This window comes from Stenotrophomonas sp. TWI1409 (assembly GCF_039673015.1).
Classification (GTDB): Bacteria; Pseudomonadota; Gammaproteobacteria; order Xanthomonadales; family Xanthomonadaceae; genus Stenotrophomonas; species Stenotrophomonas maltophilia_A.
In genome coordinates, this window is the sequence record NZ_JBDJKU010000048.1 from 1 (window position 1) to 22,237 (window position 22,237).

General features: G+C 66.7%; 15 protein-coding genes and 1 tRNA gene. 6 read left to right on the forward strand and 10 right to left on the reverse strand.

What is annotated here, in order from left to right; all coding sequences use genetic code 11:
• Positions 1–87: 87 nt before the first annotated feature.
• The 3 genes from ABE423_RS15145 to radA form a co-directional block, all read right to left on the reverse strand.
• Complete coding sequence (locus tag ABE423_RS15145) at positions 88–2,394, reverse strand: tetratricopeptide repeat protein (protein ID WP_346486603.1); 2,307 nt, start codon at positions 2,392–2,394, stop codon at positions 88–90.
• A 48-nt stretch (positions 2,395–2,442) separates the two neighbouring features.
• Positions 2,443–4,299, reverse strand: coding sequence for an ATP-binding protein (locus ABE423_RS15150; protein WP_293792990.1), 1,857 nt, complete (start codon positions 4,297–4,299; stop codon positions 2,443–2,445).
• 144 nt (positions 4,300–4,443) lie between these two features.
• Complete coding sequence (gene radA / locus ABE423_RS15155) at positions 4,444–5,820, reverse strand: DNA repair protein RadA (protein WP_149909388.1); 1,377 nt, start codon at positions 5,818–5,820, stop codon at positions 4,444–4,446.
• A gap of 149 nt (positions 5,821–5,969) precedes the next feature.
• On the opposite strand from radA, the gene ABE423_RS15160 reads away from it, so the two are divergent.
• Positions 5,970–8,030: a bifunctional diguanylate cyclase/phosphodiesterase gene (locus tag ABE423_RS15160; protein WP_293792985.1), complete on the forward strand. Its 2,061-nt coding sequence runs from the start codon at positions 5,970–5,972 to the stop codon at positions 8,028–8,030.
• 112 nt (positions 8,031–8,142) lie between these two features.
• Here the strand turns inward: ABE423_RS15160 and cyoD are convergent, their stop codons facing one another.
• The 4 genes from cyoD to cyoA are packed head-to-tail and all read right to left on the reverse strand — an operon-like array spanning position 8,143 to position 12,165.
• The gene (cyoD, locus tag ABE423_RS15165) at positions 8,143–8,484 is read right to left on the reverse strand and encodes a cytochrome o ubiquinol oxidase subunit IV (RefSeq protein WP_005408584.1); all 342 of its coding nucleotides are present in this window, start codon (positions 8,482–8,484) and stop codon (positions 8,143–8,145) included.
• Positions 8,484–9,122, reverse strand: coding sequence for a cytochrome o ubiquinol oxidase subunit III (gene cyoC, locus ABE423_RS15170; RefSeq protein WP_012510428.1), 639 nt, complete (start codon positions 9,120–9,122; stop codon positions 8,484–8,486). The genes cyoD and cyoC overlap by 1 nt, the downstream gene beginning before the upstream one ends.
• Positions 9,119–11,116, reverse strand: a complete 1,998-nt coding sequence (gene cyoB / locus ABE423_RS15175; RefSeq protein ID WP_049462341.1) for a cytochrome o ubiquinol oxidase subunit I — start codon at positions 11,114–11,116, stop codon at positions 9,119–9,121. The genes cyoC and cyoB overlap by 4 nt, the downstream gene beginning before the upstream one ends.
• Before the next feature lie 2 nt (positions 11,117–11,118).
• Positions 11,119–12,165 carry a ubiquinol oxidase subunit II gene (cyoA, locus tag ABE423_RS15180; protein ID WP_346486608.1) on the reverse strand — a complete coding sequence of 349 codons (1,047 nt, stop codon included), beginning with the start codon at positions 12,163–12,165 and terminating at the stop codon, positions 11,119–11,121.
• A 352-nt stretch (positions 12,166–12,517) separates the two neighbouring features.
• Between cyoA and ABE423_RS15185 the strand changes: the two genes are divergently transcribed.
• Positions 12,518–13,138 (forward strand): GyrI-like domain-containing protein, encoded by a 621-nt coding sequence (locus ABE423_RS15185; RefSeq protein WP_125895441.1) that lies wholly within the window; start codon positions 12,518–12,520, stop codon positions 13,136–13,138.
• Between the two features lie 28 nt (positions 13,139–13,166).
• Positions 13,167–13,499: a hypothetical protein gene (locus ABE423_RS15190; RefSeq protein ID WP_125895440.1), complete on the forward strand. Its 333-nt coding sequence runs from the start codon at positions 13,167–13,169 to the stop codon at positions 13,497–13,499.
• A 95-nt stretch (positions 13,500–13,594) separates the two neighbouring features.
• Here the strand turns inward: ABE423_RS15190 and ABE423_RS15195 are convergent.
• From ABE423_RS15195 to ABE423_RS15205, 3 genes are all read right to left on the reverse strand, one after another.
• Positions 13,595–13,670, reverse strand: a tRNA-Thr gene (locus tag ABE423_RS15195).
• 50 nt (positions 13,671–13,720) lie between these two features.
• Positions 13,721–14,725 (reverse strand): 2-hydroxyacid dehydrogenase, encoded by a 1,005-nt coding sequence (locus ABE423_RS15200; protein WP_293792960.1) that lies wholly within the window; start codon positions 14,723–14,725, stop codon positions 13,721–13,723.
• 97 nt (positions 14,726–14,822) lie between these two features.
• Positions 14,823–17,696 carry an autotransporter domain-containing protein gene (locus ABE423_RS15205; protein WP_346486610.1) on the reverse strand — a complete coding sequence of 958 codons (2,874 nt, stop codon included), beginning with the start codon at positions 17,694–17,696 and terminating at the stop codon, positions 14,823–14,825.
• 256 nt (positions 17,697–17,952) lie between these two features.
• On the opposite strand from ABE423_RS15205, the gene ABE423_RS15210 reads away from it, so the two are divergent.
• Genes ABE423_RS15210 through ABE423_RS15220 form a run of 3 tightly spaced genes read left to right on the forward strand, consistent with a single transcriptional unit; the run spans position 17,953 to position 22,237 of the window.
• On the forward strand, positions 17,953–18,462 hold the full coding sequence (locus ABE423_RS15210; protein WP_029379863.1) for an RNA polymerase sigma factor: 510 nt from the start codon (positions 17,953–17,955) through the stop codon (positions 18,460–18,462).
• Complete coding sequence (locus ABE423_RS15215) at positions 18,459–19,427, forward strand: FecR domain-containing protein (RefSeq protein WP_049398929.1); 969 nt, start codon at positions 18,459–18,461, stop codon at positions 19,425–19,427. Before ABE423_RS15210 ends, ABE423_RS15215 begins: the two co-directional genes overlap by 4 nt.
• An 11-nt stretch (positions 19,428–19,438) precedes the next feature.
• On the forward strand, positions 19,439–22,237 hold the full coding sequence (locus tag ABE423_RS15220) for a TonB-dependent receptor (RefSeq protein ID WP_049424367.1): 2,799 nt from the start codon (positions 19,439–19,441) through the stop codon (positions 22,235–22,237).

Genomic DNA, 22,237 nt, shown 5'->3' on the forward strand with positions numbered 1-22,237 from the left:
GCTGTGTGGTGGGGGGCCGGCGGGGCGCCCCAAACCCTGGAGCGCCGGGCGGGGCCCCCCCCCGCCCGCCACTACCCGATACCCGGCTTACAAGCCGTAACGCTCGATCACGTCCAGGTGCGGCTGGCGATCCTGGTCGCAGGCTTCGGCCAGGCGCAGCCAGCAATGCGGATGCGGCCACTTCGCGGTTTCCTGCTGCAGGAAGCGGTGCAGCGCCAGCGGCGCATGGTCCTGCGGCTGGGCGACCGTGAACAGCAGGCCCGGCAGCGTGCCCTCCTCCTCGCCCGGATCGGTCACGGTGTAATCCGGGCGGCTGTGCGACCACACCTGCCAGCCCTGCGCCTCGGCCGCTGCGACGAAAGCATTCCACGCCTCTTCGCCCGGGTGTGCGCCGTCAATCAGCCAACTGCGGGCGAAGCCGCCGCGCTCCAGCACATGCACCTGCGCATAGGTCGGGATGAAGTGCTCGCGCGCTTCTTCCTCCTCCGGCGCCGGGTGCACCAGCGCAGCATCGAACACCACCCAGTCGCCCACCTGCTGGGCGCGGTTGGCCGGTGCGTTCTCGACGATACGCGCGGTGACCGGGCCACTGCGGCGCGCGTAGTACTCCATCGGCTCGCCGTTCTCTTCGCTGCGGATGATCACCCAGCCCCACGGCTCCTCGACCACGCCGTCCTGGCTGGACAGCTCCATGCCGATCGCCGCCGCCGAGCGGCGCACCGCATCCCAGTCGCGTGCCGCGCTGGCCGCGCTCATGTGGTCCCAGTGTGCGGCGTTGGGTTCTTCCAGCAGCTCCACCAGCTGCGCATAGCAGGCCTGCGCCTCGCTGAAGCGACCGGTTTCCATGTACATCCGCGCCAGCGTACCGCGTGCGCCATGCGAGCCCGGCGAGGCCGCCAGCAGCGCCTGCGCGGCCTGCTCCAGTGCCGGCCAGTCGGACACGCGACGGGCGCGCTGCACCTCGCACCAGTGCGCGAACACCGGCACGCTGCCACGATAGAGATCAGCCAACTGGCGCAGGCCGGCATCGTCGCCCTGCTCGGTCAGCCAGCGCATCAGCGTGTAGGCGGCCGGGCCATCATCCTGCGCATGTGCGCGCACGAAGCGCCACAGCAATGCGCGCGCTTCCGTCTGCGCCCCACAGGCGCTCAGCGCGGAGGCAGCCATCTCGGCCAGCGCCTCGTCATCTGGCAGCTGCGCCTGTGCCTGCAGCAGCCACTGCGCCTCACGTTCGGGATCGCGCGACTGATTCTGCTCTCCCTGCTCGTTCAGCCAAACCAGTAGTTCAGCGGCTGGCACCGGCAGCGGCGCCACATCCGGCAATGCATCGATGCGTGCCGCCAGGCCGGCCACCAGCGCAGCCGCCCCACGGTCCTGGCGCAGCTGTGCCAGATGGGTACGCGCCAGTTCCAGCTGGCGCATCGCCACCCAGCGTGCGCCACGCTGCAGGGCCAGCTCCAGGCTCAACGCAGCGACTTCGATCAGCAGGCGGTGCGAGCCAACCTCGGCAAAGTGTTCGATGATGGTGTTGAAGCGCGTACCCAGGTCCCAGGTATTGCGTGCGGGATCACGCCGGCACAGCGCTGCGGCGGTGTTCGCCCACAGCCGCCAGTAGGTAGGCGTCAGCTCGCTCCACGGCACCAGCTGCTGCAGGGCCTCTTCGTCGCGGTCCAGCTGGGCCAGCGCCCACGCCTTGGACAGGCGGCGCGGCACCGTGCAGTTGGCCGGCTCGTACTCGCCGGACGCGGCCACTTCGGCCTCGCGCTTCTCGATCAGCAGCAGCGCTTCTTCGGCGCGGCCCATGCCCAGCAGGATCTTGATCTGCATCTCCGGGAAGCTGTCGAACACTTCCTTGCCGCAGGCCTCGATCGCGTCGGACTGCACCTGCAGGTAATCCAGTGCATCCTGGCCACGGCCATCATCAAGCAGTGCATCGGCCTTCTCGCAGCTCAGGCACTGGAAGCAGGCCCAGCTCGGGTCGATGCGACCCAGTGTTTCATCGCACACCTCGATACGCTCGGGCACCCAGCCGGGGCCATCGATGTTGCCGTAGCAGGCGGCAAGATCCTGGGTCACGCAGATCGACTGCGGGCACTCCAGGGTGTCCTCGCGATGCGCACGCTCGAACAGCGCCACGGCTTCGCCCAGCGCGCTCTCGCCTTCGACACGATTGCCGACGCGGTTGCGCAGCGCCCAGTGGCCGACGTAAACGTCGACCCACGGATTGTCCAGCGCCTTGCCCAGCGCACGCGCTTCGGGCAGCAGCGCGTCAACGCGGTCGACACGCAGTTCGCTCACCTCGTCGGCGAGGCGGTTCAGCAGGTGCGCATTCTGCGCCTGGCCGGCCTGGCGCAGGTCACCCTGCAGTTTTTCGACCCAGTTCCAGATGTCCATGGGGTAAGTACTCCTGTCTAGCGAAGGCTGGATGAGAGGATGCAGTGCTCAGCGCAGCATCTGCTGCAGGGCACCGGCGATATCGGTGAAGGCGCCGTTGAGATCCGGGCCGGGCGTGGCGGTCGCGCGGGCCAGGGGACGGCCCTGCGCGGCGACGATGATCTTCAGTGAGCGCAGCAGGCGCGCTGCGGCTTCGGCCTGCGGGTGGCCCTCGCGCTGGGCGCGCAGCAGCGCCTGCACCGCGGGGTTGTCGAGGTTGAGGTACAGCCGCGATGGCGCACGCGATTCGATGCGCGCGGTGAACTGACGCGCCAGCCGCAGCGCCGCCATTGAAACGCGCTTGTCGTTCTCATCGTCTTCCAGGCGCTGCTTCAGTTCGGCTTCGCGATCGGGCACCACCACCACCGGCAGCGACTCGGGGCTGAAGCGTGCCGGCAGCAATTGTTCGCCGTCACCCAGCTGCTCGCGCAGCCACGCCAGCTGCGCCTCGTCGAGGCTGTCATCGCTGCGGAACAGCGCGCGGTTGCCCTGCTCGGTCCCCAGCTCGACCAGGCGCAGGCCCTTGGCCTGGGCCCAGCGCCGCAGGAACGGCACCACCGCATAGCGATGGCCATGCGCGACCGGCACGCCCATCGCACGGAACAGCATTTCCTCGAAGCCGCCACCGTTGTCGAGGATCACATGCACGGCACCGCGTGCGGGCAGCGCACTGGCAGGCAGATCGCCCTGCGAGGTCGGCACGCGCACGTGCTCCAGCAACAGGTCGAACAGGCGGTCATCGCACAGCGCCGCGCCCAGCAGCGCCTCGTTGTGGCGGCTCAATACACGTCGCCACGCTTCCGGCTGCTGCCGCGCGACGTCGGCCAGGCCGTCGATCAGCGCCTCCAGCAACGCATGCTGCACGGCGCGGTACTGGTCATCGCGCTGCAGGTCTTCGCGGCTGGCGGTGGGCGTGAGCCGCGAGGATTCGATCACCCCGCCGATGAAGCCCGCCCACGGCGGCAGCAGGTCGCGGGCGTCGTCGTCCAGCAGCATGCCGCGCACGAACACCGACAGGTTGCGGTTATCGCTGGTGCCGTAGGTAGCACCGTCCTGCACCCACAGCAGGCCGGTGGCATCACTGCTGCTATCAGCGCGCAACGGCACGGTGACGATCGGCTCGAAATCATGTTCGAAACGCGCCGCGAACTGCAGCGCCTGGCGACGCGCCTGCACCGGATGCAGGGCCACATCGCCCTGGCCGCGCCACGGCGGCGGCTCGGGGTTGAGCGCCTCGCCTGCAGCACCGATGAAGATCGGCTCGGACAGCAGCGCGCAGTAGCGACCCAGCACTTCGTGCAGGCGCGCCTCGTTGGCCAGCGGCAGGAAGTCCGGATGCAGCTCCAGTTCCACCTCGGTGCCGACCGCGCGTGCCGGCACTTCGCTGACGGTGTACTGCTCGGCGTTGCTGGACACGTACAGATGGCCCAGTTCCGGCGTCTGGTACGAGGTGGTGCGCACGCTGACCCGGCGCGCCAGCACGAAGGCCGACAGGAAGCCGAGGCCGAACATGCCGATCAGGCCCTCATCGTCCTCGCCACCCTGGCGCAGGCCGCGGGTGTAGCCGACGCCGACGGTGGCCAGGTAGTCATGGATCTCCTGGCGGGTCAGGCCGGCGCCGGTATCGATGATGCGCAGCACGCCGGCAGCGGCATCGACCTGCACCGAAATGCGCGATGGCACTTCGATGCCGGGCTGTTCGATGCGGCGGCGGATGATCGAGTCGTGCGCGTTCTGCACCAGCTCACGCAGCGCCACCACCGGGGTGGAATACAGGTGCTTGCCCAGCACCGTCATCAGTCCATTGAGATCGACCCCGGCGCGACGGATTTCGGCGTTGGGGGCGGTGAGCGCGGTGTCCTGCATGTAATCGTTTACTCCTGGGCACGGAAAGACGCCAGAGGGCGTCTTCGTCGAGCGGGAAAAACTAGCACAGGGAGGCTGACCGTTACCGTGTCGGCCGCCGTATTCCACGTGCGCGGTGGTGACGCCGGGCCATGCCCGGCGCGATCACGCCGCGTCGATAGCCTCGGACAGGCGCTCCACCGCGATCACTTCCATGCCCTTCACCGAGCCGCCCTTGGGCGCATTGGCCTTGGGCACGATGGCGCGCTTGAAACCATGGGTGGCGGCCTCGCGCAGGCGGTCTTCGCCATTGGGTACCGGTCGGATCTCGCCGGACAGGCCAACCTCGCCAAACGCAATCGTCTTTTCCGCCAGCGGCCGGTCCTGCAGCGAGGACAGCACCGCCAGCAGCACCGGCAGGTCGGCAGCGGTCTCCTGCACGCGGATGCCACCGACCACGTTGACGAACACGTCCTGGTCGCCGACCAGCACGCCGCCGTGGCGATGCAGCACCGCCAGCAGCATGGCCAGCCGGTTCTGCTCCAGGCCGACCGCGACACGACGCGGGTTCGACAGCGGCGACGCATCGACCAGTGCCTGCACTTCCACCAGCAGCGGCCGGGTACCCTCGCGGGTGACCATCACGCAGCTGCCCGGCTGATGGGTGCTGCCACCGGACAGGAAGATCGCCGACGGATTGGAGACTTCCTTCAGGCCCTTGTCGCCCATCGCGAACACGCCCAGCTCGTTGACCGCACCGAAGCGGTTCTTGAACGCGCGCAGCAGGCGGAAGCGGCTGCCACTCTCGCCTTCGAAGTACAGCACCGCATCGACCATGTGTTCGAGCACGCGCGGGCCGGCGATACCGCCCTCCTTGGTCACGTGGCCGACCAGGAACACGGCGGTGCCGGTCTCCTTGGCGAAACGCACCAGCCGCGCCGCGCTCTCGCGCACCTGGCTGACCGAGCCGGGCGCGGCGGTCAGGCTCTCGGTCCACAGGGTCTGCACGGAGTCGGCCACGATCAGCCGTGGGCCGGCCTTGGACGCATGCTGCAGGATCGACTCGACGCCGGTCTCGGCCAGCGCGTTGACACCATCCAGCGGCAATTCCAGCCGGTGTGCGCGGCCGGCCACCTGGGCCAGCGACTCCTCGCCGGTGACGTACAGCACCGGCAGCTCGGCCGCCATCTTCGCCACCGCCTGCAGCAGCAGGGTCGACTTGCCGATGCCCGGGTCACCACCGACCAGTACCACCGCGCCCTCGACCAGGCCACCGCCCAGCACGCGATCGAACTCGCCGATGCCGGTCGAGACACGGCGATGCTCGGTCTGCTCCACGTCCTTCAGGGCGGTGATCTTCGGCGGGTCGATCTTGCCGGCCCAGCCGGCCCGGCGCGACGCGGGCGCCTTGGCCGCCGCCGCGCTCTCCAGCACGATTTCCGACAGCGAGTTCCAGGCGTTGCACTCGGTGCACTGGCCCTGCCACTTGCTGAATTCGGCGCCGCATTCACTGCAGACGTAGGCGGTGCGGGCTTTTGCCATCGGATGATTTCCAGCAACGGGAACAGGCGTGGCAGGATAGCCGAGCCGGGTCGCAGGTGCTGCGACCGCTCAAGTCCCGCCCACCCGCGCCGATAGCTGTCGCGGGCGTGCGCCTTGCGGGCGCCCCTCCCTCCCCCTCTGGATTCAACATGACTGGCAGTTACAGTCAGAGCCTGGTCGCCATCTCCCTGCTGGTGGCCATTCTTGCTTCGTACACGGCGCTGGACATGGCCGGCCGCCTGGCCACGGCCGAGGGCCGCGTGGCCCGCTGGTGGCTGGCCGGCGGCGCGGCGGCGATGGGCCTGGGTATCTGGTCGATGCATTTCATCGGCATGCTGGCCTTCGACCTGCCGATCCCGGTCGGCTACGACCTCGGCATCACCCTGTATTCGCTTGCAGTGTCGATCGGCGCTTCGGCCTATGCGCTGTGGCTGGTGTCACGACCCAGCCTGCCCTGGCGACGACTGCTGGCCGGCGCCGTGCTGATGGGCCTGGGCATTGCCACCATGCACTACCTCGGCATGGCCGCGATGCGCATGCAGCCAGGTATCGACTATCACCCGGGCTGGTTCGCCGCCTCCATTGCAGTAGCCATCGGTGCCGCCGGCGCGGCGCTGTGGATCGCCTTCCGCCTGCGTTCCGAGCAGCGCCACACCACGCGCCTGCGCGCACTGGCCTCGCTGGTGATGGGCCTGGCCATCGTCGGCATGCATTACACCGGCATGGCCGCCGCACGCTTCCCCGAAGGCAGCATCTGCGGCGCGGTCGGCAGCGGCGGCATCGACACGCGCTGGCTGGCAGTGCTGGTGATCGTCACCACTGTAGCCACCCTGGGTATCGCCCTGGTCGCCTCGCTGTTCGATCGGCAGATGCGCGTGCGCACCGGGCTGCTGGCCGATTCACTGGCACACGCCAACGACAAGCTGATCCAGGCCGCCCTGCATGACCCGCTGACCCAGCTGCCCAACCGCATGCTGCTGCAGGACCGCATCGAGCAGGCCATCGAAAAGGCGCGCCGCCGCGGCCGCGCAGTGGCGGTGATGTTCTGCGACCTGGACGGCTTCAAGGCGGTCAACGATGCCTACGGCCACCAATTGGGCGACCGCCTGCTGGTGGCGGTGGCACAGCGCATCGGCGGCCTGCTGCGGCCGCAGGACACGTTCGCGCGCCTCGGCGGCGACGAGTTCGTGATCGTGCTGGCCATCGACACCCCGGACGATGCGGTGGTGGTGGCCGAACGCATCATCGCCGCTGCCGGCGAACCATTCACCCTGGATGCCGCCGAACTGCAGGTCAGCGCCAGTCTCGGCATCGCCCTGTACCCGGATGACGCCAGCAACGAGCGCGAACTGATGGCGCACGCCGACGCGGCGATGTACCACACCAAGGAAACCGGCCGGAACGGCTATACCTTCTTCACCCCGTCGATGCAGCTCAGTGCCAACCGCCAGCTGCGCCTGCTGCAGGACCTGCGCAAGGCGATCGCGCGTGACGAGCTGCTGCTGCACTACCAGCCGAAGTTCCCGGCCGCTGGCGCACCGGCCACTGGCGCCGAGGCGCTGCTGCGCTGGCAGCACCCGGAACTGGGCCTGCTGGCGCCGGATGTGTTCATTCCCATCGCCGAGCGCAGTGGCCTGATCCTGCCGATCGGCGACTGGGTACTGGACCGTGCCTGTGCACAGCTGCGTGCATGGCACGAGGCCGGGCATACGGAATGGTCGATGGCGGTGAACCTGTCGCCGCTGCAGTTCGCCTCGCCGGCCCTGCTGGAGAGCGTGCGCGAGGTGCTGCAGCGGCACCGGATCGAGCCGGCACGGCTGACCCTGGAGATCACCGAGACCACGGCGATGAAGGATGTCGACGCCAGCCTGGCGATCCTCAACGACCTGACGGCGATGGGCGTGCATATCGCCATCGACGATTTCGGCACCGGCTACTCCAGCCTGCTGTACCTGAAGCGGATGCCGGCCACCGAACTGAAGATCGACCGCGCGTTCGTGCATGACCTGGAACGCAACGACGAGGATGCCGCCATCGTGTCGTCGATCATCGCGCTGGGCCGCACCCTGCAGCTGCAGGTGGTGGCCGAAGGCGTGGAGACGCAGGCGCAGCGCGAATACCTGAGCGAACTGGGCTGCGACCAGCTGCAGGGCTATCATCTGGGCCGGCCTATGGATGCCGAAGAGTTCCTGCGCCGGGTGGCGGGGTAGAGCCGGCCGGCTTCCCGCGATTGCCGGCCAGCGGCCGGCACTACCCATATCCGCAGACAAACAAAAAGGCCGCCCGAGGGCGGCCTTTCTGCGTGGCAACGTCGCGAGGACGTCAGTGCATCATGTGCACGTTCATGTTGTGCATGACCCACAGGGTACCGACCACGATGATGCCGATCACCACCACGGTGAAGGCCGCAGCGTTGACGTTCCAGCGGCTTTCCGAAGAGCGGTCCAGGTGCAGGAAGAACACCAGGTGGACCAGCATCTGCAGCACCGCGGTGATCGCGATCACCACACCGTTGACGGTGCGCGAGAAGTCGCCCGACATCACCATCCAGAACGGGATGACGGTCAGCACCACCGCCAGCACGAAGCCGATCAGGTACGACTTCACGGTGCCATGGCTTTCGCCGCCGGTGCCGTGGTCGTGTGCATGGTTGTCATGTGCCATTACAGGGCTCCATTGAGGTAGACGACGGAGAACACGCCGATCCAGATCAGGTCCAGGAAGTGCCAGAACAGGCTCAGGCACGCCATGCGGGTCTTGTTGGTCGGGGTCAGGCCGTACTTCTTCAGCTGCACGAACATCACCAGCAGCCACAGCAGGCCGGCGCTGACGTGCAGGCCGTGGGTACCGACCAGGGCGAAGAACGCCGACAGGAAGGCACTGCGGTCCGGACCGTAGCCCTGATGGATCAGGTGCTGGAACTCCCACACTTCCATGCACATGAAGCCGAAGCCCAGCAGCCAGGTGATGCCCAGCCACAGGTACATCTGGCCCATCTGCTTGCGGTGCATGGCAATCATGCCCAGGCCGAAGGTCAGCGAGGAGGTCAGCAGCAGCGCGGTTTCCCATGCCACGAACGGCAGTTCGAACAGGTCCTTCGCGGTCGGGCCACCATCGGTACCGCCGGCCAGCACCACGTAGGTGGCGAACAGCGAGGCGAAGATGAGGCAGTCGCTCATCAGGTACACCCAGAAACCGAAGACGGTGTTGCCGCCGGTGTCGTGGTGCTCGTGGTCGTCATGGCCATGGGCCGCCGCTTGCGCGGCGTGCCCGTGGCTCAGGGTCGAGGTATTGGTGCTCATGCCTTCAGCTCCGACTTCACCAGGCCCTGGTTTTCCAGGTGCTTGCGGTGTTCGTTCTCGATGCGTTCCACCTCGGCGGCCGGGACCCAGTAGTCCACGTCCTGGTCGAAGGTGCGGTAGATGAACGTGGCGATCATGCCGACGAAGCCGACGATGGCCAGCCACCAGATGTGCCAGATCATCGCGAAGCCGAACACCAGGCTGAAGGCACCGATGACCACGCCCGTGCCGGTGTTGCGCGGCATGTGGATGTCGGTGTACTTGGCCGGCTTCGGCCAGGCTTCACCACGCTGCTTGCGCTCCCAGAAATCGTCCAGCTCGGTGACTTCCGGCAGGCTGCCGAAGTTGTAGAAGGCCGGCGGCGAAGAGGTTTCCCACTCCAGCGTACGGGCATCCCACGGGTCGCCGGTCAGGTCGGCGGTCTTCTTGCGGTCGCGGATCGACACGGCCACCTGGATGATCTGGCACAGGATGCCGGCACCCACGATGAAGGCACCTGCGGCAGCGACCAGCAGCAGCGGCTCGTAGGCCGGGTTGACGGTGCTCTGCAGACGACGGGTCATGCCCATGAAGCCCAGCACGTACATCGGCATGAAGGTCACGTAGAAGCCGATGAACCAGCACCAGAACGCGCACTTGCCCCAGAACTCGTTCAGGCGGAAGCCGAACATCTTCGGCCACCAGTAGGTGATGCCGGCGAACATGCCGAACACCACGCCGCCGATGATGACGTTGTGGAAGTGGGCGATCAGGAACAGGCTGTTGTGCAGCACGAAGTCGATGGCCGGGATCGCCAGCATCACGCCGGTCATGCCGCCGATGGTGAAGGTGACCATGAAGCCGATGGTCCACAGCACGGGCGTGGTGAACTGCACGCGACCGCGGAACATGGTGAACAGCCAGTTGAAGATCTTCACGCCGGTCGGGATCGAGATGATCATCGTCGTGATGCCGAAGAAGGCATTGACGTTGGCACCCGAGCCCATGGTGAAGAAGTGGTGCAGCCACACGATGAACGACAGCACGCCGATGCAGGCGGTGGCGTAGACCATGCCCTTGTAGCCGAACAGCGCCTTGCGCGAGAAGGTCGCGATGACTTCGGAGAACACACCGAACGCCGGCAGGACCAGGATGTACACCTCCGGGTGACCCCAGATCCAGATCAGGTTGATGTACAGCATGGCGTTGCCGCCACCGTCATTGGTGAAGAAGTGCGTACCCAGGTAACGGTCCAGGGTCAGCAGCACCAGGGTGATGGTCAGCACCGGGAAGGCAGCGACGATCAGCACGTTGGTCACCAGGGCGGTCCAGGTGAACACCGGCATCTGCATCAGCTTCATGCTGGGGGTACGCATCTTCAGGATGGTGATGAAGAAGTTGATACCGCTCAGCGTGGTACCCAGGCCTGCGACCTGTAGACCCCAGATGTAGTAGTCCATGCCTACGCTTGGACTGTATTCGATGCCCGACAACGGCGGGAACGCCAGCCAGCCGGTGGCAGCGAACTCACCGATCCACAGCGACAGCATGATCAGCACCGCGCCGGACACGAACAGCCAGAAGCTGAGCGAGTTGACGAACGGGAACGCGACGTCGCGCGCACCGATCTGCAGCGGCACGGCCAGGTTCATCAGGCCGGTGATCAGCGGCATCGCCACGAAGAAGATCATGATCACGCCGTGGGCGGTGAAGATCTGGTCGTAGTGGTGCGGCGGCAGGTAACCCTCGGACCCGCCGACGGCGAGCGCCTGCTGGGTACGCATCATGATGGCGTCGGAGAAACCGCGCAGCAGCATGACGAAGGCGACGATGAGGTACATCACGCCGATCTTCTTGTGATCCACCGAAGTGAACCACTCCTTCCACAGATAGCCCCACAGCTTGAACTTGGTGATCAGGGCCATGACGCCCAGGCCACCCAGCACCGCGCCGACCAGGGTGGTCAGCACGATCGGATCGTGGGGGATCGACTCAATTGAGAGTTTACCCAACATGTTCATTCTCCCGAGCCCGCATGGCCGGCGTGGCCTGCGTGTTCGTGTTCGTGTTCGTTGGCATCCAGGTTTTCACCCGATTCCTTGGAATCATGCGCGTCACTGGGGGCATGGCCCTCGTGCGCTTCATGGCTGGCGGCATCGGCAGCGGCGGCACCGGCGTGTTCGTGCTTCATGCCGTAATGCTTGTTGTCGCCCATGTGCTTGGCGATGACCCAGTCGAACAGGCCTTCTTCGGTCTTGCCGAAGTAGGTGACCGGATACCACTCGGCGTTGCGTGCTTCACCCAGCGCCTTGAACGAGGCCTTGTCCAGGGTCTGCTCGCCGGCGCGGACCTGGTCCAGCCACTGGCGGTATTCGGCATCGGTGACCGAGTAGGCGGTGAAGTGCATCTTGGCGAAGCCCGCGCCGCTGTAGTGCGAGGACATGCCCGGGAATTCACCGGTCTCGTTGGCGATCAGATGGAGCTTGGTCTCCATCGCAGCCATCGAGTAGATCATGCTGCCCAGGTGCGGGATGAAGAACGCATTCATCACCGAATCGGACGTGATCTTGAAGTTCAGCGGCGTGTTGACCGGGAACTTGATTTCGTTGACGACCGCCACCTTCTCTTCCGGATAGATGAACAGCCACTTCCAGTCCAGCGAGATCGCCTCGATGGTGACCGGCTTGACGTCCGAATCCAGCGGCTTGTACGGGTCCAGTGCGTGCGACGAGCGCCAGGTCAGGACCGCCAGCACCAGCACGATCATGCAGGGAATGGACCACACCACCACCTCGATCGCCGTCGAGTGGGACCACTTCGGCTCGTAGCGGGCCTTGGTGTTGGAGGCGCGATACTTCCACGCGAAGGTCAGGGTCATGATGATGACCGGGATGACGACCAGCAGCATGAGCACGGTGGCCGTGATCAGCAGGGTCTTCTCATCCTGGCCGATCTGGCCCTTCGGACTGAGGATGGCCACCGCATCGCAGCCAGTGAGCATCACCAGCAACGACAGCAGCAGGCCCGGGCGCAACCAGCGCCCAAGGGTTTTCAACGGAATCATCGGTCGATCCAATTGCGAGGGAATGCCGTTCCCCGTCCTGCCTGTTCCGGCCAAAGCCGGTCCCACCGGTCCGGAAGACAGGTAGGGAGGTGGGGTCGAGTCAGCCTTTCAATTTTAGGCCGTCACCCACCATTTAAGAAAGGCATTGACAATGATCGAGCGCAGGAAAGGCCCGTTTCTGGCTGCGACACGTTGTCGCACCGCGCAACCGCGGCGGGCAGAACACCCGGGGGCGGCATCCTAGCATCGGGCGATGGCGGCTGCTCCGCCCGTGTTCGGCAAAGTCGCCTGAACATGTTCAGGCATGCCTGCGAAAGCAAGGCGTGGGATGCTCGGCACAGGAGGAAGGTGCATGGACAAGATCGACTTCAAGAAACGCGACCGGGCGCTGTACCAGCCACCGGCAGGCCAGTTCGTTCCGGTGCAGGTGCCGCCCCTGCCCTACCTGATGGTCGACGGCCACGGCGATCCGAATATCGCGCCAGCCTATCTGGAGGCGGTGCAGTGGCTGTACGCGGTGAGCTATGCACTGAAGTTCGCACTGAAGGCCGGGGGCCAGGACTACGTGGTGCCACCGCTGGAAGCCCTGTGGACCGCCGAGGATCCGTCGAGCTTTGTGGCTCGCCGCAAGGATGAGTGGAAGTGGACGGTGATGATCCGCACGCCGGACGGGATCAGTCCAGCGCAGTTGGAGGCTGCCATCGCCAAGGCGGCGGAGAAACTGGGCGACGTTCCGGCCAGCCTTCGCCACGAAGTTCTTGAAGAAGGCCTCTGCCTGCAGACCCTGCATGTAGGCGCCTACGATGACGAGGGTCCGGCCCTGGCCCATCTGCACAACGAACTGATGCCTTCGCTGGGCTACGCCTTCGCCGGCCCCCATCACGAGATCTACCTGAGCGATCCGCGCAAGACCGACGCGGCGCGGTTGAAGACCGTGCTGCGGCAGCCGGTGCGCGCGCTTGGACCTGATTGAGGTTCGCGCTCATGACACAAGGAATGCCATGCGCCTGATCAGCCGACTGCTGCACTGGACCACCCTGCCCGCCGGGCGCCGGCTATTGGCCACGCTTGGGGCTGCGCTGGTGATCGTGCTGGCCTGCAATCCGGCGCTGTCGCCGTTGCTGCCGGTGTTGGATGCGCTTGGGCTGGACGTGCTGATGCTGTTGCTGGGTGCGCAGGTGGTGGCGGTACTGCCTTGGGTGCGGGAGCGAGCCGCGCGCGGGACCAGAGTGCTCGCACGCCTGCTGATCGGCGCATCGGCGGGAGCAGCAGGTGGCTATCTCCGGCAGCTCGCGTGGTGGCTGGCACGAGGCGCAGGGATGACGAGGCGTTGATGAAGGCTTGCAGCCTTCGGTGAGGTGGTAATCCAATGATCACCGGCGGGCGCAAACAAAAAGCCCCGACCAAGGCCGGGGCTTTTCATTACAACTGGTGCCGGAAACAGGAGTCGAACCTGCGACCTACGCATTACGAATGCGCCGCTCTACCAACTGAGCTATTCCGGCGGAGCCCCCGATTTTACGGGCTGGGCGCCCCGGCGGTCAATCCATCCGGCTCAGCCCACCTCTACCCGGTTGGCGCACACCCGCCCGGCCGCGAAATCCTGCAGGTTCCCCAGCGTGATCGCCGAGATCTCCTGCAGCGCCTCCACGGTGAAGAAGCCCTGGTGGCCGGTCACCAGCACATTCGGGAAGGTCATCAGGCGCTGGAAGGCCTCGTCGTCGATGATCTCGCCGGACAGGTCCTGGAAGAACAACGCGCTTTCCTGCTCGTACACGTCGATGGCCAGATGACCCAGCCGGCGCGACTTCAGCGCGCGGATCACCGCATGGGTATCGACCAGTGCGCCGCGCGACGTATTGACCAGCATCGCGCCCGGCTTCATCCGCGCCAGTGATGCATCATTGATCAGGTGATGAGTCTCAGGCGTCAGCGGGCAATGCAGCGACACGATGTCGGCACGCGCCAGCAGTTCATCCAGCCCGACCATTTCGCCGATACCGCCGAACGCGGGTGACGGATAAGGATCGTGCCCCAGCACGGTGCAGCCCATGCCGTTGAAGATGCGCGCGGTGGCCAGCCCGATCTTGCCGGTACCCACAATGCCGACCGTGCGCCCGTGCAAGGTGCGCCCGAGCAGGCCATCCAGCATGAAGTTGCCCTCGCGCACGCGGTTGTAGGCGCGATGGGTCTGCCGGTTGAGGGTCATCACCAGCGCCAACGCATGCTCGGCCACCGCCTCCGGGGAATAGGCCGGTACGCGTGCGACGAACAGATCCAGCGCTTTCGCGGCTGCCAGGTCCACATTGTTGAAGCCGGCGCAGCGCAGCAGTACGGCGCGCACGCCCAACGCATGCAGGGCGTGCAGCACCGGCGCATCCAGGCGGTCGTTGACGAACACGCATACGGCTGCGCAATCCTGCGCCAGCGCGGCCGTGTGCACGTCCAGCGCCACATCGAAGTACACGAACGCAAAGCCGTCCCCAGCCGCATCGCGCTGGTTCGCCTCATCAAGGAAACGACGGTCGTAGGGACGGGCACTGAAGACGGCGATCTGCATGGACGGGCCTGGGTGGAATGGCAGACCGACCATACCGCAGCAGCACCCGCGTTGGGATGGCACCGGCGATGCCGTCATCGCCGGTGCCGGGCGTCACTTAGAACTTGTAGCCCAGGCCCAGCATCACGCCGTTCTGGATCTGCCCGTCGCGGCGCTCACCCACGTAATCGGCCATGATCGACAGCCGCTCGCTGGCACGGCTGGTCACACCCAGGTTCCAGGCCAGCACCTGCTCGCCCACCGCCTGGCTGCTGGCGCCGAACACCAGATCCGGTGCCGCGGCGAAGCCGGTGCTGTAGCGGGCCTGCGAATCGCCCAGTTCCTTCTGCCAGACCACCCGGGCGCGCGGGGTGATGCGCTCGCCGTTGTTGCCTTCGAAGGTCTTGAACAGCTGCAGGCCCGCACCCACGCGGATGCTCTCCAGGCTGCCGCTGCGGCCAACCAGCGCACCGGCGCCCTGCCCTTCGTTGAAGCGGGTGGCCGAGGTGCGCGCGTAGTCCACCACCGGCAGCAACGGCTGGATCACCAGGCCCTTGCCGGTCGTGAAGGAGAACGCATGTTCCACCCGTGCGGAGATCGCATCGTTGCTGTACTTGGCGCGCAGCGGCTGCTGCAGGCCATCGATGCCGTTGATGCTGCGACGCGTATCGTGGCGCAGATCGGTGTAGCGCACGGCCGCCGACAGATAGCCGCGCGCGTACGTCGCATCGAGGTAGCCGCCCACGTCCAGCGCACGCACGTCACCAGTGAAACCAGAGCCATCGCTGGCCTTGGTCGACATGTCTGCCGCGGCCACGCTGACGCCCAGGGTCACGCGGTCATCGGCCACGCGGGTATCGGCACCGACCACGATGCCACCGATGGTGTGGCTCAGGCCGGCCACGCCACCGTCGGCATCGAGGCGGCCATGGCTGGCGAAACCACGCGCCCAGATGCCATGGCTGCGTCCAGCATCAGCCCTGCCCGCAACGCTGCCCGACGCCGGCTCGACCAGGTGCATCGCCAGCTGGTTGAACAGGCTGCCATGGCGCATGCCCGGCTGGGAGGAGACCGACTGCGCCACCTGAGAGGCCAGGCCATCGGCATCACCGCCGCTGCGCATGGCCGACTGGTGCTGCTGCACGACGTTGCCGATGCTGCCCACCAGCGCGGTGTCGGCCAGTCGCAGGCTGGCGTGCGCATCACCGCGCAGAGCACCGGCCTGTTGTGCGATCACATCGCGGTCGGCGAACTGCAGTGCGCCCAGCAGCGATCTCAGTCCCTTGTCCTGGCGATCGGAGGCGGTCGCCAGCGCGCGGCCCAGGCCGTCGCCGGACGTACCGTTGGCAAACAGGCCCAGCTGGTCAAAGCCGGGGTTGGCGGTCAGCCACAGGCCGTCGGCGGTCTGGTTGACGTTGAAGCTGAGCAGTGAATTGTGGCGCGGGCGGAACACTTCACCGGCAGTGATGCTGGCACTGTATCCGGCGTCCCCCAGCCGCACGACATCCTGGAAGCCCCCCTGGTAGATCGGCCCTTCCACCAGATCGCGGCGGTAGGCACCGGCATAGAAGCCCTGGGCCACATTCAACGCAAGGTGTGCGCCCTGCGCGATCACCAGCGCGCCATCCTCGGTGCCGCCGTCGTAGAAGCTGCCGACGCGCAGGCGGCCACTGCCGGTACCACCGGCTTCGGTAACATCGAACAGCACCTGGCCGCCGGGCATGATGTTGACGTAGCCGTGGGTCACCAGATCCCCACCGCGCGGCATCAGCGTGCCGAACACGCGCAGGCGGTTGAAGCCATCTTCGCGGTAGGACGGGCCGCTGCCATCCAGCAGCGCATCGCTGTCAGTGCCGACCGATGCGATATCACCGTGGCCCACTACGATGCTGCCCGGCATCACCCGCAGCTCGGGGGTGCGCAGCGCACCACCCTCCAGTGCGATGGTGCCGTTGTCCACCAGAATGAAATCGGCGCCGGTGGTTTCAGCGGTGCGCCAGGTGGCGCCATTGCTGACACGGATCACGCCGGCGGAGTTGGCCAGGGTCGAGGCATCCAGATCGGCCAGCCGCAGCTGGCCGCGCAGTTCATCCTGGAGGTCGGGGTCGGCGAGCAGCTGCTGCAACGACTGCGCGCCGATACCGTTCGCCCCCCGCGTGGAGAAGTTGTACAGGCTCACCGCATAGTTGATGTAGGTGCTGGCCCAGTCGGTGTTCCAGCGCGCGAAATCGTCGTCGACAAAGGCCTGCAGCTGGCGCGCGGTACGAAGGTAGCCCGGGTTGATGTCGCCGCTGACGTTGCTGGTGACACGAAGGGTGTCGCCCGGATCGCGATAGCCCGCCGTGTTGATGATGCTGTTGCTGCGGATGTCCTGGCCCGGGAATGACTCCAGCTTGCTCCCACTGCCATCCGGATCGAAGGTGACCGACGTACCCGTGGTACGCGCCGGGTCGCGGAATACCAGCAGGCCATTGGGCTGCACCACTTCATACATGGCCTTGTGCAACAGGCCCGCATCCATGCCGCCGCCGTAGTTGCCTGTGTAGATCTGGGTCATGCGCGCCGACGGCGCATAGGTGATCCTGCCACCACTGCTGGCGGCATGGATCTGCACCGAGTCGACCAGCGGCAGATCGCCGCCGAGGTAACGGTTGACGCCACCGGACTGCATGATCGAGCAGGACGAAATGCAGTGGCCGGACACGATGGTGTCCAGGCCCTGGGTACGGATCACCGCCTGCAGCCACTCGCCGGCGATCAGCGCGCCACCGTTGGACGTTCGCAGCACGACTTCGCGGATCGGACGGCCTTCAGCCTGCGCCTTGGCCAGCAGTGCGGGCAGCGCCACCACATCGGCGACGGTGACGCCGCCGCTGAGGAAGACGCGATCGTCCTGCATGTGATAACTCATTGCCATGACGTCATCAGCTGCCGCGATGGCGCCAACGCCCATCAGCCCGGCCAGGGCCAGGCTCAACTTCGAATACTTCATGCGTTCTCTCTCTCCACCCGCAACACGCGGGTAGAACGATCAACGCCACAGCGGGGCGATCTCCCCCAGTGGAACGGATCCTGAAAAATGAATACATTCACAATGAGAATCCGATCGATGCACACTCTTCCCCATCCGGTCATCGTCGCGTAAAACTCGATGACGCATTCGCCACCGACAGTCGAGGCCAGCCCTGTCCACCCCGTCTCCCCTGATCCATCGCGCGCCGGAGCCGCCCGCACCTGCGGATGCCTTCATCGCGTTCGTACGCGAAGAGCGCGCACCGCTGTGCGCGTTCCTGCGCACGCGGGGGGTCGGGCCTGAGGATGCCGAGGATATCGCGCAGGACTGCATGGAGCGGCTGATCCGCTATCGCGCACAGGGCCCGGACGAACTGCGCCTGCTGCTGTATCGTATCGCCCGCAACCGCCTGGCAGACCGCGGACGCTCGCCGCAGTCGCGGCCGCATCTGCCGCTGGCCGAACACGATGGCAGCGACGAACCGTCCAGTTCCTCGCCCGATCCATTACGCCAGGCCGAGTCAGGGCAGATGCTGTCCCTGCTGCGGCAGGCCCTGTTCAAGCTGCCCGAACGCGCACGCGAGGTCTATCTGCTCAACCGCATCACCGGCATGAGCTACACCCAGATCGCGCGGCATTGTGGAATTACTGCCAAGACCGTGGAAAAACATATCGCCCGGGCCCTGCAGGGCCTGCGTCAGGAGTTGGGATCGGATCCGCTGCACAACGACAGGGACGGCCAATGAGTGGCACCCCGCACAGGGATGATGCACAGCTGTTTGAACGCGCCAGCGCCTGGGTAGCCCGCCTGGAAGCCCCGGACTGCACATCGGCCGAACGCGAAACGTTCGAGGACTGGCTGGCCGAAGATCCGGCCCACGTCAAAGCCTGGGTGCAGGCCGAAACCCTGTTCCAGCAGGGTGCGGAGCTTGCGGCTGACCCCTGGCTGCGCACCGCCGCGGCACGGGCGGCGCGTCCGCCGCGCCGGCGCTGGTTGCCGGGCGTAGCCGCTGCCGCCGGTGTCTGCATGGCGATCGGCATCGGCTGGATGGTTGCCGTCGACGGCAACCCGACGCCACAGGTCTACGCCAATGATTCGCACCAGGCACAGCAGCAGACGCTGGCCGATGGCAGCGTCGCCATGCTGGATGCCGGCACCACCCTCCGCGCCCGCTTCGGCTGGCGTCATCGTGATCTGGTGCTGGAGCGGGGTCGGCTGCAACTGCAGGTCGCTCCGTCGAACAAGGCGCTGCAGCTGCACGCCGGCGACAGTACGATCCGCGACATCGGCACGACCTTCCAGGTGGAACGCCTGCGCGACGGCCTGGTCGAGGTCGCGCTGCTGGAAGGTGCCGTGGAAGTCAGCAACGGCGCAGCGCAGCACACGCTGGCACCCGGCCAACAGCTGCAGGTATTGCCCTCCGGCCGTATCCAGCCAGGCCCTGCCCTCTCGTCCAACGCAGCCGCTGAAGGCTGGCTGCGTGGGCAACTGGTGTTCGATGCCACGCCACTGTCGATCGTGGTCGAGCGCATGAACCGTTATGGCCGCACGCCACTGGTGATCGTCGATCCGGAGATCACCGACCTGGCTGTAAGCGGCACCTTCCGCGCCGGTGATGCACAGGAGCTGCTGTCGGCGCTGGAACTGGGTTGGTCCGTGGCTGGCCAGACGCGTCCGGATGGCGCGCTGGAACTGCGCCGCACCTACTGAGGAGACCGGCAGTGAAGGCAGGTCCGGGTGCGCTGCAGTGGGGGCTGCTCCGCGCCCTGCTATGCCTTGCACTGGGTGTTGCCGCACTACCGATGGCCGATGCCGGCGAGCCCGCCGGCACGCTGGAGATCGACGTGGGCGCTGGCCCACTGGTGCCGGCACTGCAGCAATGGGCCCGGCAGAGTGGCACCGCCCTGCTGTTCGACGCACGTGAACTGGATGATCTGCGCACCGGCGGCAGCCGTGACCAACGCGATACCGGGGCCTCCCTGAAGCAGCTGGTCGCCGGCCTGCCGGTGAACATCCTGCGCACTTCATCCGGTGCCTTTGTCGTGCGGCGCGTCCATCCCGAGCCCCCTGCCACGCCGCCGAAAGCGGTCGCAGCCCCGCGCCTGCCGCGCCCGGCTCCCAAGTCCGCCGACACGCCACACCAGGTGGAACTGGCGCCCATCCATGTCACCGGCAGCCGGCTGCCGCGCTCTTCGGTGCAGACCACACTGCCGGTCACCACCATCGATCGCGACGATATCCTGCGCAGCGGCTACGGCAATCTGTTCGACCTGCTGCGGCACCTGCCCGGCATGAACGGCCATCCGGCCATGAGCACCTCGCGCGGCGGCGATTCGCAGTACCTGCCGGTGGGCGCAGCGGCCACCACCAGTCTCGACGGCATGGGCCCGCGGGCGACGCTGTTCCTGGTCAACGGCCGGCGCCTGCCGCGCTATCCGATGGTGTCGCTGGAACAGGGTGGGCTCACCGACCTCGGCGGCATTCCGCTGAGCTTCGTCGACCGCATCGAACTGGTACGCGGTGGTGCCTCGGCCATCTATGGGGCCGACGCCATGTCCGGCGTGGTCAACATCATCCTGCGTGACCAGGCCGATGGGCCCGAAGCCATGCTGCAGACCGGCCTGAGCAGCCGCGGCGATGCGGGCCAGTACCGCCTGCAGGCCGCCACGGGCGGCGCGCGTGGCAACGGGGACCGCTGGTTTGCCGGACTCGATCTGCACCGTGTCGAACATGTCGCCGGTGACCAGCGTGACTGGCACGCGGAAACCTCGCTGTATCCGATCGGCGCGATCTTCGGCAACTGGTACGTGCCCGCCCGGCGCTGCGAGCCGCCCCTGAAGCGGCGCGAGGATGGCTGCTGGTTTGACAGCGCGCGGCCGCGGTCGCTGCAGCCCGCCTCGGATACCGCGTCGGCCTTCCTGCACTACCGGCATGAACGTGGTGAGGGACGCTATGCCTATGTCGAGGCGCGGGCCAGTCACAACCGCCAGCGCTTCGATCTGGGCCCGACCGCCGTTGCGGTGGTCTCGCGCGGAATCACCTTCAACAGTGTGCTGCGTGAGGCCGGCAACGTGCGCCCCAGCGTCCGCGCCACCGATGCCGACCTTACCTTCGGCATCGGCCGCGACCAGGGCCGGCGCAGCTGGGAGGCGGGCATCAGCGCGCAGCGCAGCGACGTGACCTTGTCCACTGCAGGCACCGTGCGCACGACACGCCTGCTTGAAGCAACGCAGGCGCGCAGGTTCACTCCCGGTTTCGACGCGCCGCCGGCGGCCGAGGCGGACACGCTGTTTCCGTCCATCCGCAACCGCGGCAGCACCGCACAATGGCAGGGCTGGTGGGGCGTGCAGCGTGAGCTGATGGCAATGCCCGGCGGCAATGCGCAGCTGGCCACCGGCATCGACCTGCGCCATGAACGCTGGACCTCGCGCCCGGACGCACTGCTGAGCCAGGGCGACCTTGCGCTGGGCCTGCCACAGCAGCGACGCCGCCTGTCGCGACAAAGCAGTGGCGTCTACGCCGAGCTGGGCCTGCCGCTGGCCCCCACGCTGCGCGCGGACCTGGCTGCACGCTGGGACCGCGACGGCGGCTTCATGGCGTTCTCGCCTCGTGCCGGGCTGCGCTGGAGCCCTACGCCGCACTGGTCGTTCCTGCTGGCCAGCGGGCGCGGCTATCGTGCACCGAGCCTGTTCGAGCAACGGCGGCCGCCCGGCTACTTCGGCTCGATCACGCTTCCGGTGTCCAGTGCCCTTCCGGAATGTGCGATCGCCACGCGTGGTGGCGGCTGCAGCGTCACGGCCAACGTGGTTGAGAACGATGCACTGAAGGCCGAACGATCACGCAGCCATTCGCTGGCAGCCACGTGGACGCCCGACGACACGTTCTCGCTGTCGCTGACCCACAACATCGTGGAACTGCGCAACGAGATCCTCGCCCTGCAGCCGAGCGATGCGGTGTGGAACCGCAGCACGTGGGAACTGGATGAAGACGGCCACCTGGGCAGCCTGCGCCTGTCGTTCGACAACATCGGCCGCACCACCTCCCGCAACTGGGTGCTGCGTGGCGAGTACCGCATCGACAGCGGCAGCAACGGCCAATGGTTGTTTTCGCTCGATGCGCTGAAGCAGCAGGAACTGCTTCGCCGCCGTGACCATGAGGCCGCCGTGGACCTGCGTGGCCATGTGACACCCGAGCTGGCTGCGGTGTTGAACGTGCAATGGCAGAACAGCAACTGGGACATCGCGCTGCGCGGCAACCAGATCGGGCGCACGCGTGCCTGGCTGCCGGGGGCGGAGTGCCCGCAGAAGCAGGTCGACCGGAACCACTGCATGAACCCACGGCAGCTGCGCTGGAACCTGCACCTCGCACGCCGGCTGGGGCCGCGCATCGTTGCAGCGCTGGACGTGCACAACGTGCTGGACACGCAACCGGTGAACTATCTGGTCGGCAACGGCGGGCAGATGCCCGGGCTGGACGATCCGCTCGGCCGCTACTACCTGCTTACCCTGCAGTTCCGCTGA

What these genes read in the sequence shown, in the direction of transcription:
- ABE423_RS15145 (WP_346486603.1), bottom strand. Translation starts at nt 2,394, where the DNA reads ATGGACATCTGGAACTGGGTCGAAAAACTGCAGGGTGACCTGCGCCAG.
- ABE423_RS15150 (WP_293792990.1), bottom strand. Translation starts at nt 4,299, where the DNA reads ATGCAGGACACCGCGCTCACCGCCCCCAACGCCGAAATCCGTCGCGCC.
- radA (WP_149909388.1), bottom strand. Translation starts at nt 5,820, where the DNA reads ATGGCAAAAGCCCGCACCGCCTACGTCTGCAGTGAATGCGGCGCCGAA.
- ABE423_RS15160 (WP_293792985.1), top strand. Translation starts at nt 5,970, where the DNA reads ATGACTGGCAGTTACAGTCAGAGCCTGGTCGCCATCTCCCTGCTGGTG.
- cyoD (WP_005408584.1), bottom strand. Translation starts at nt 8,484, where the DNA reads ATGGCACATGACAACCATGCACACGACCACGGCACCGGCGGCGAAAGC.
- cyoC (WP_012510428.1), bottom strand. Translation starts at nt 9,122, where the DNA reads ATGAGCACCAATACCTCGACCCTGAGCCACGGGCACGCCGCGCAAGCG.
- cyoB (WP_049462341.1), bottom strand. Translation starts at nt 11,116, where the DNA reads ATGTTGGGTAAACTCTCAATTGAGTCGATCCCCCACGATCCGATCGTG.
- cyoA (WP_346486608.1), bottom strand. Translation starts at nt 12,165, where the DNA reads ATGATTCCGTTGAAAACCCTTGGGCGCTGGTTGCGCCCGGGCCTGCTG.
- ABE423_RS15185 (WP_125895441.1), top strand. Translation starts at nt 12,518, where the DNA reads ATGGACAAGATCGACTTCAAGAAACGCGACCGGGCGCTGTACCAGCCA.
- ABE423_RS15190 (WP_125895440.1), top strand. Translation starts at nt 13,167, where the DNA reads ATGCGCCTGATCAGCCGACTGCTGCACTGGACCACCCTGCCCGCCGGG.
- ABE423_RS15200 (WP_293792960.1), bottom strand. Translation starts at nt 14,725, where the DNA reads ATGCAGATCGCCGTCTTCAGTGCCCGTCCCTACGACCGTCGTTTCCTT.
- ABE423_RS15205 (WP_346486610.1), bottom strand. Translation starts at nt 17,696, where the DNA reads ATGAAGTATTCGAAGTTGAGCCTGGCCCTGGCCGGGCTGATGGGCGTT.
- ABE423_RS15215 (WP_049398929.1), top strand. Translation starts at nt 18,459, where the DNA reads ATGAGTGGCACCCCGCACAGGGATGATGCACAGCTGTTTGAACGCGCC.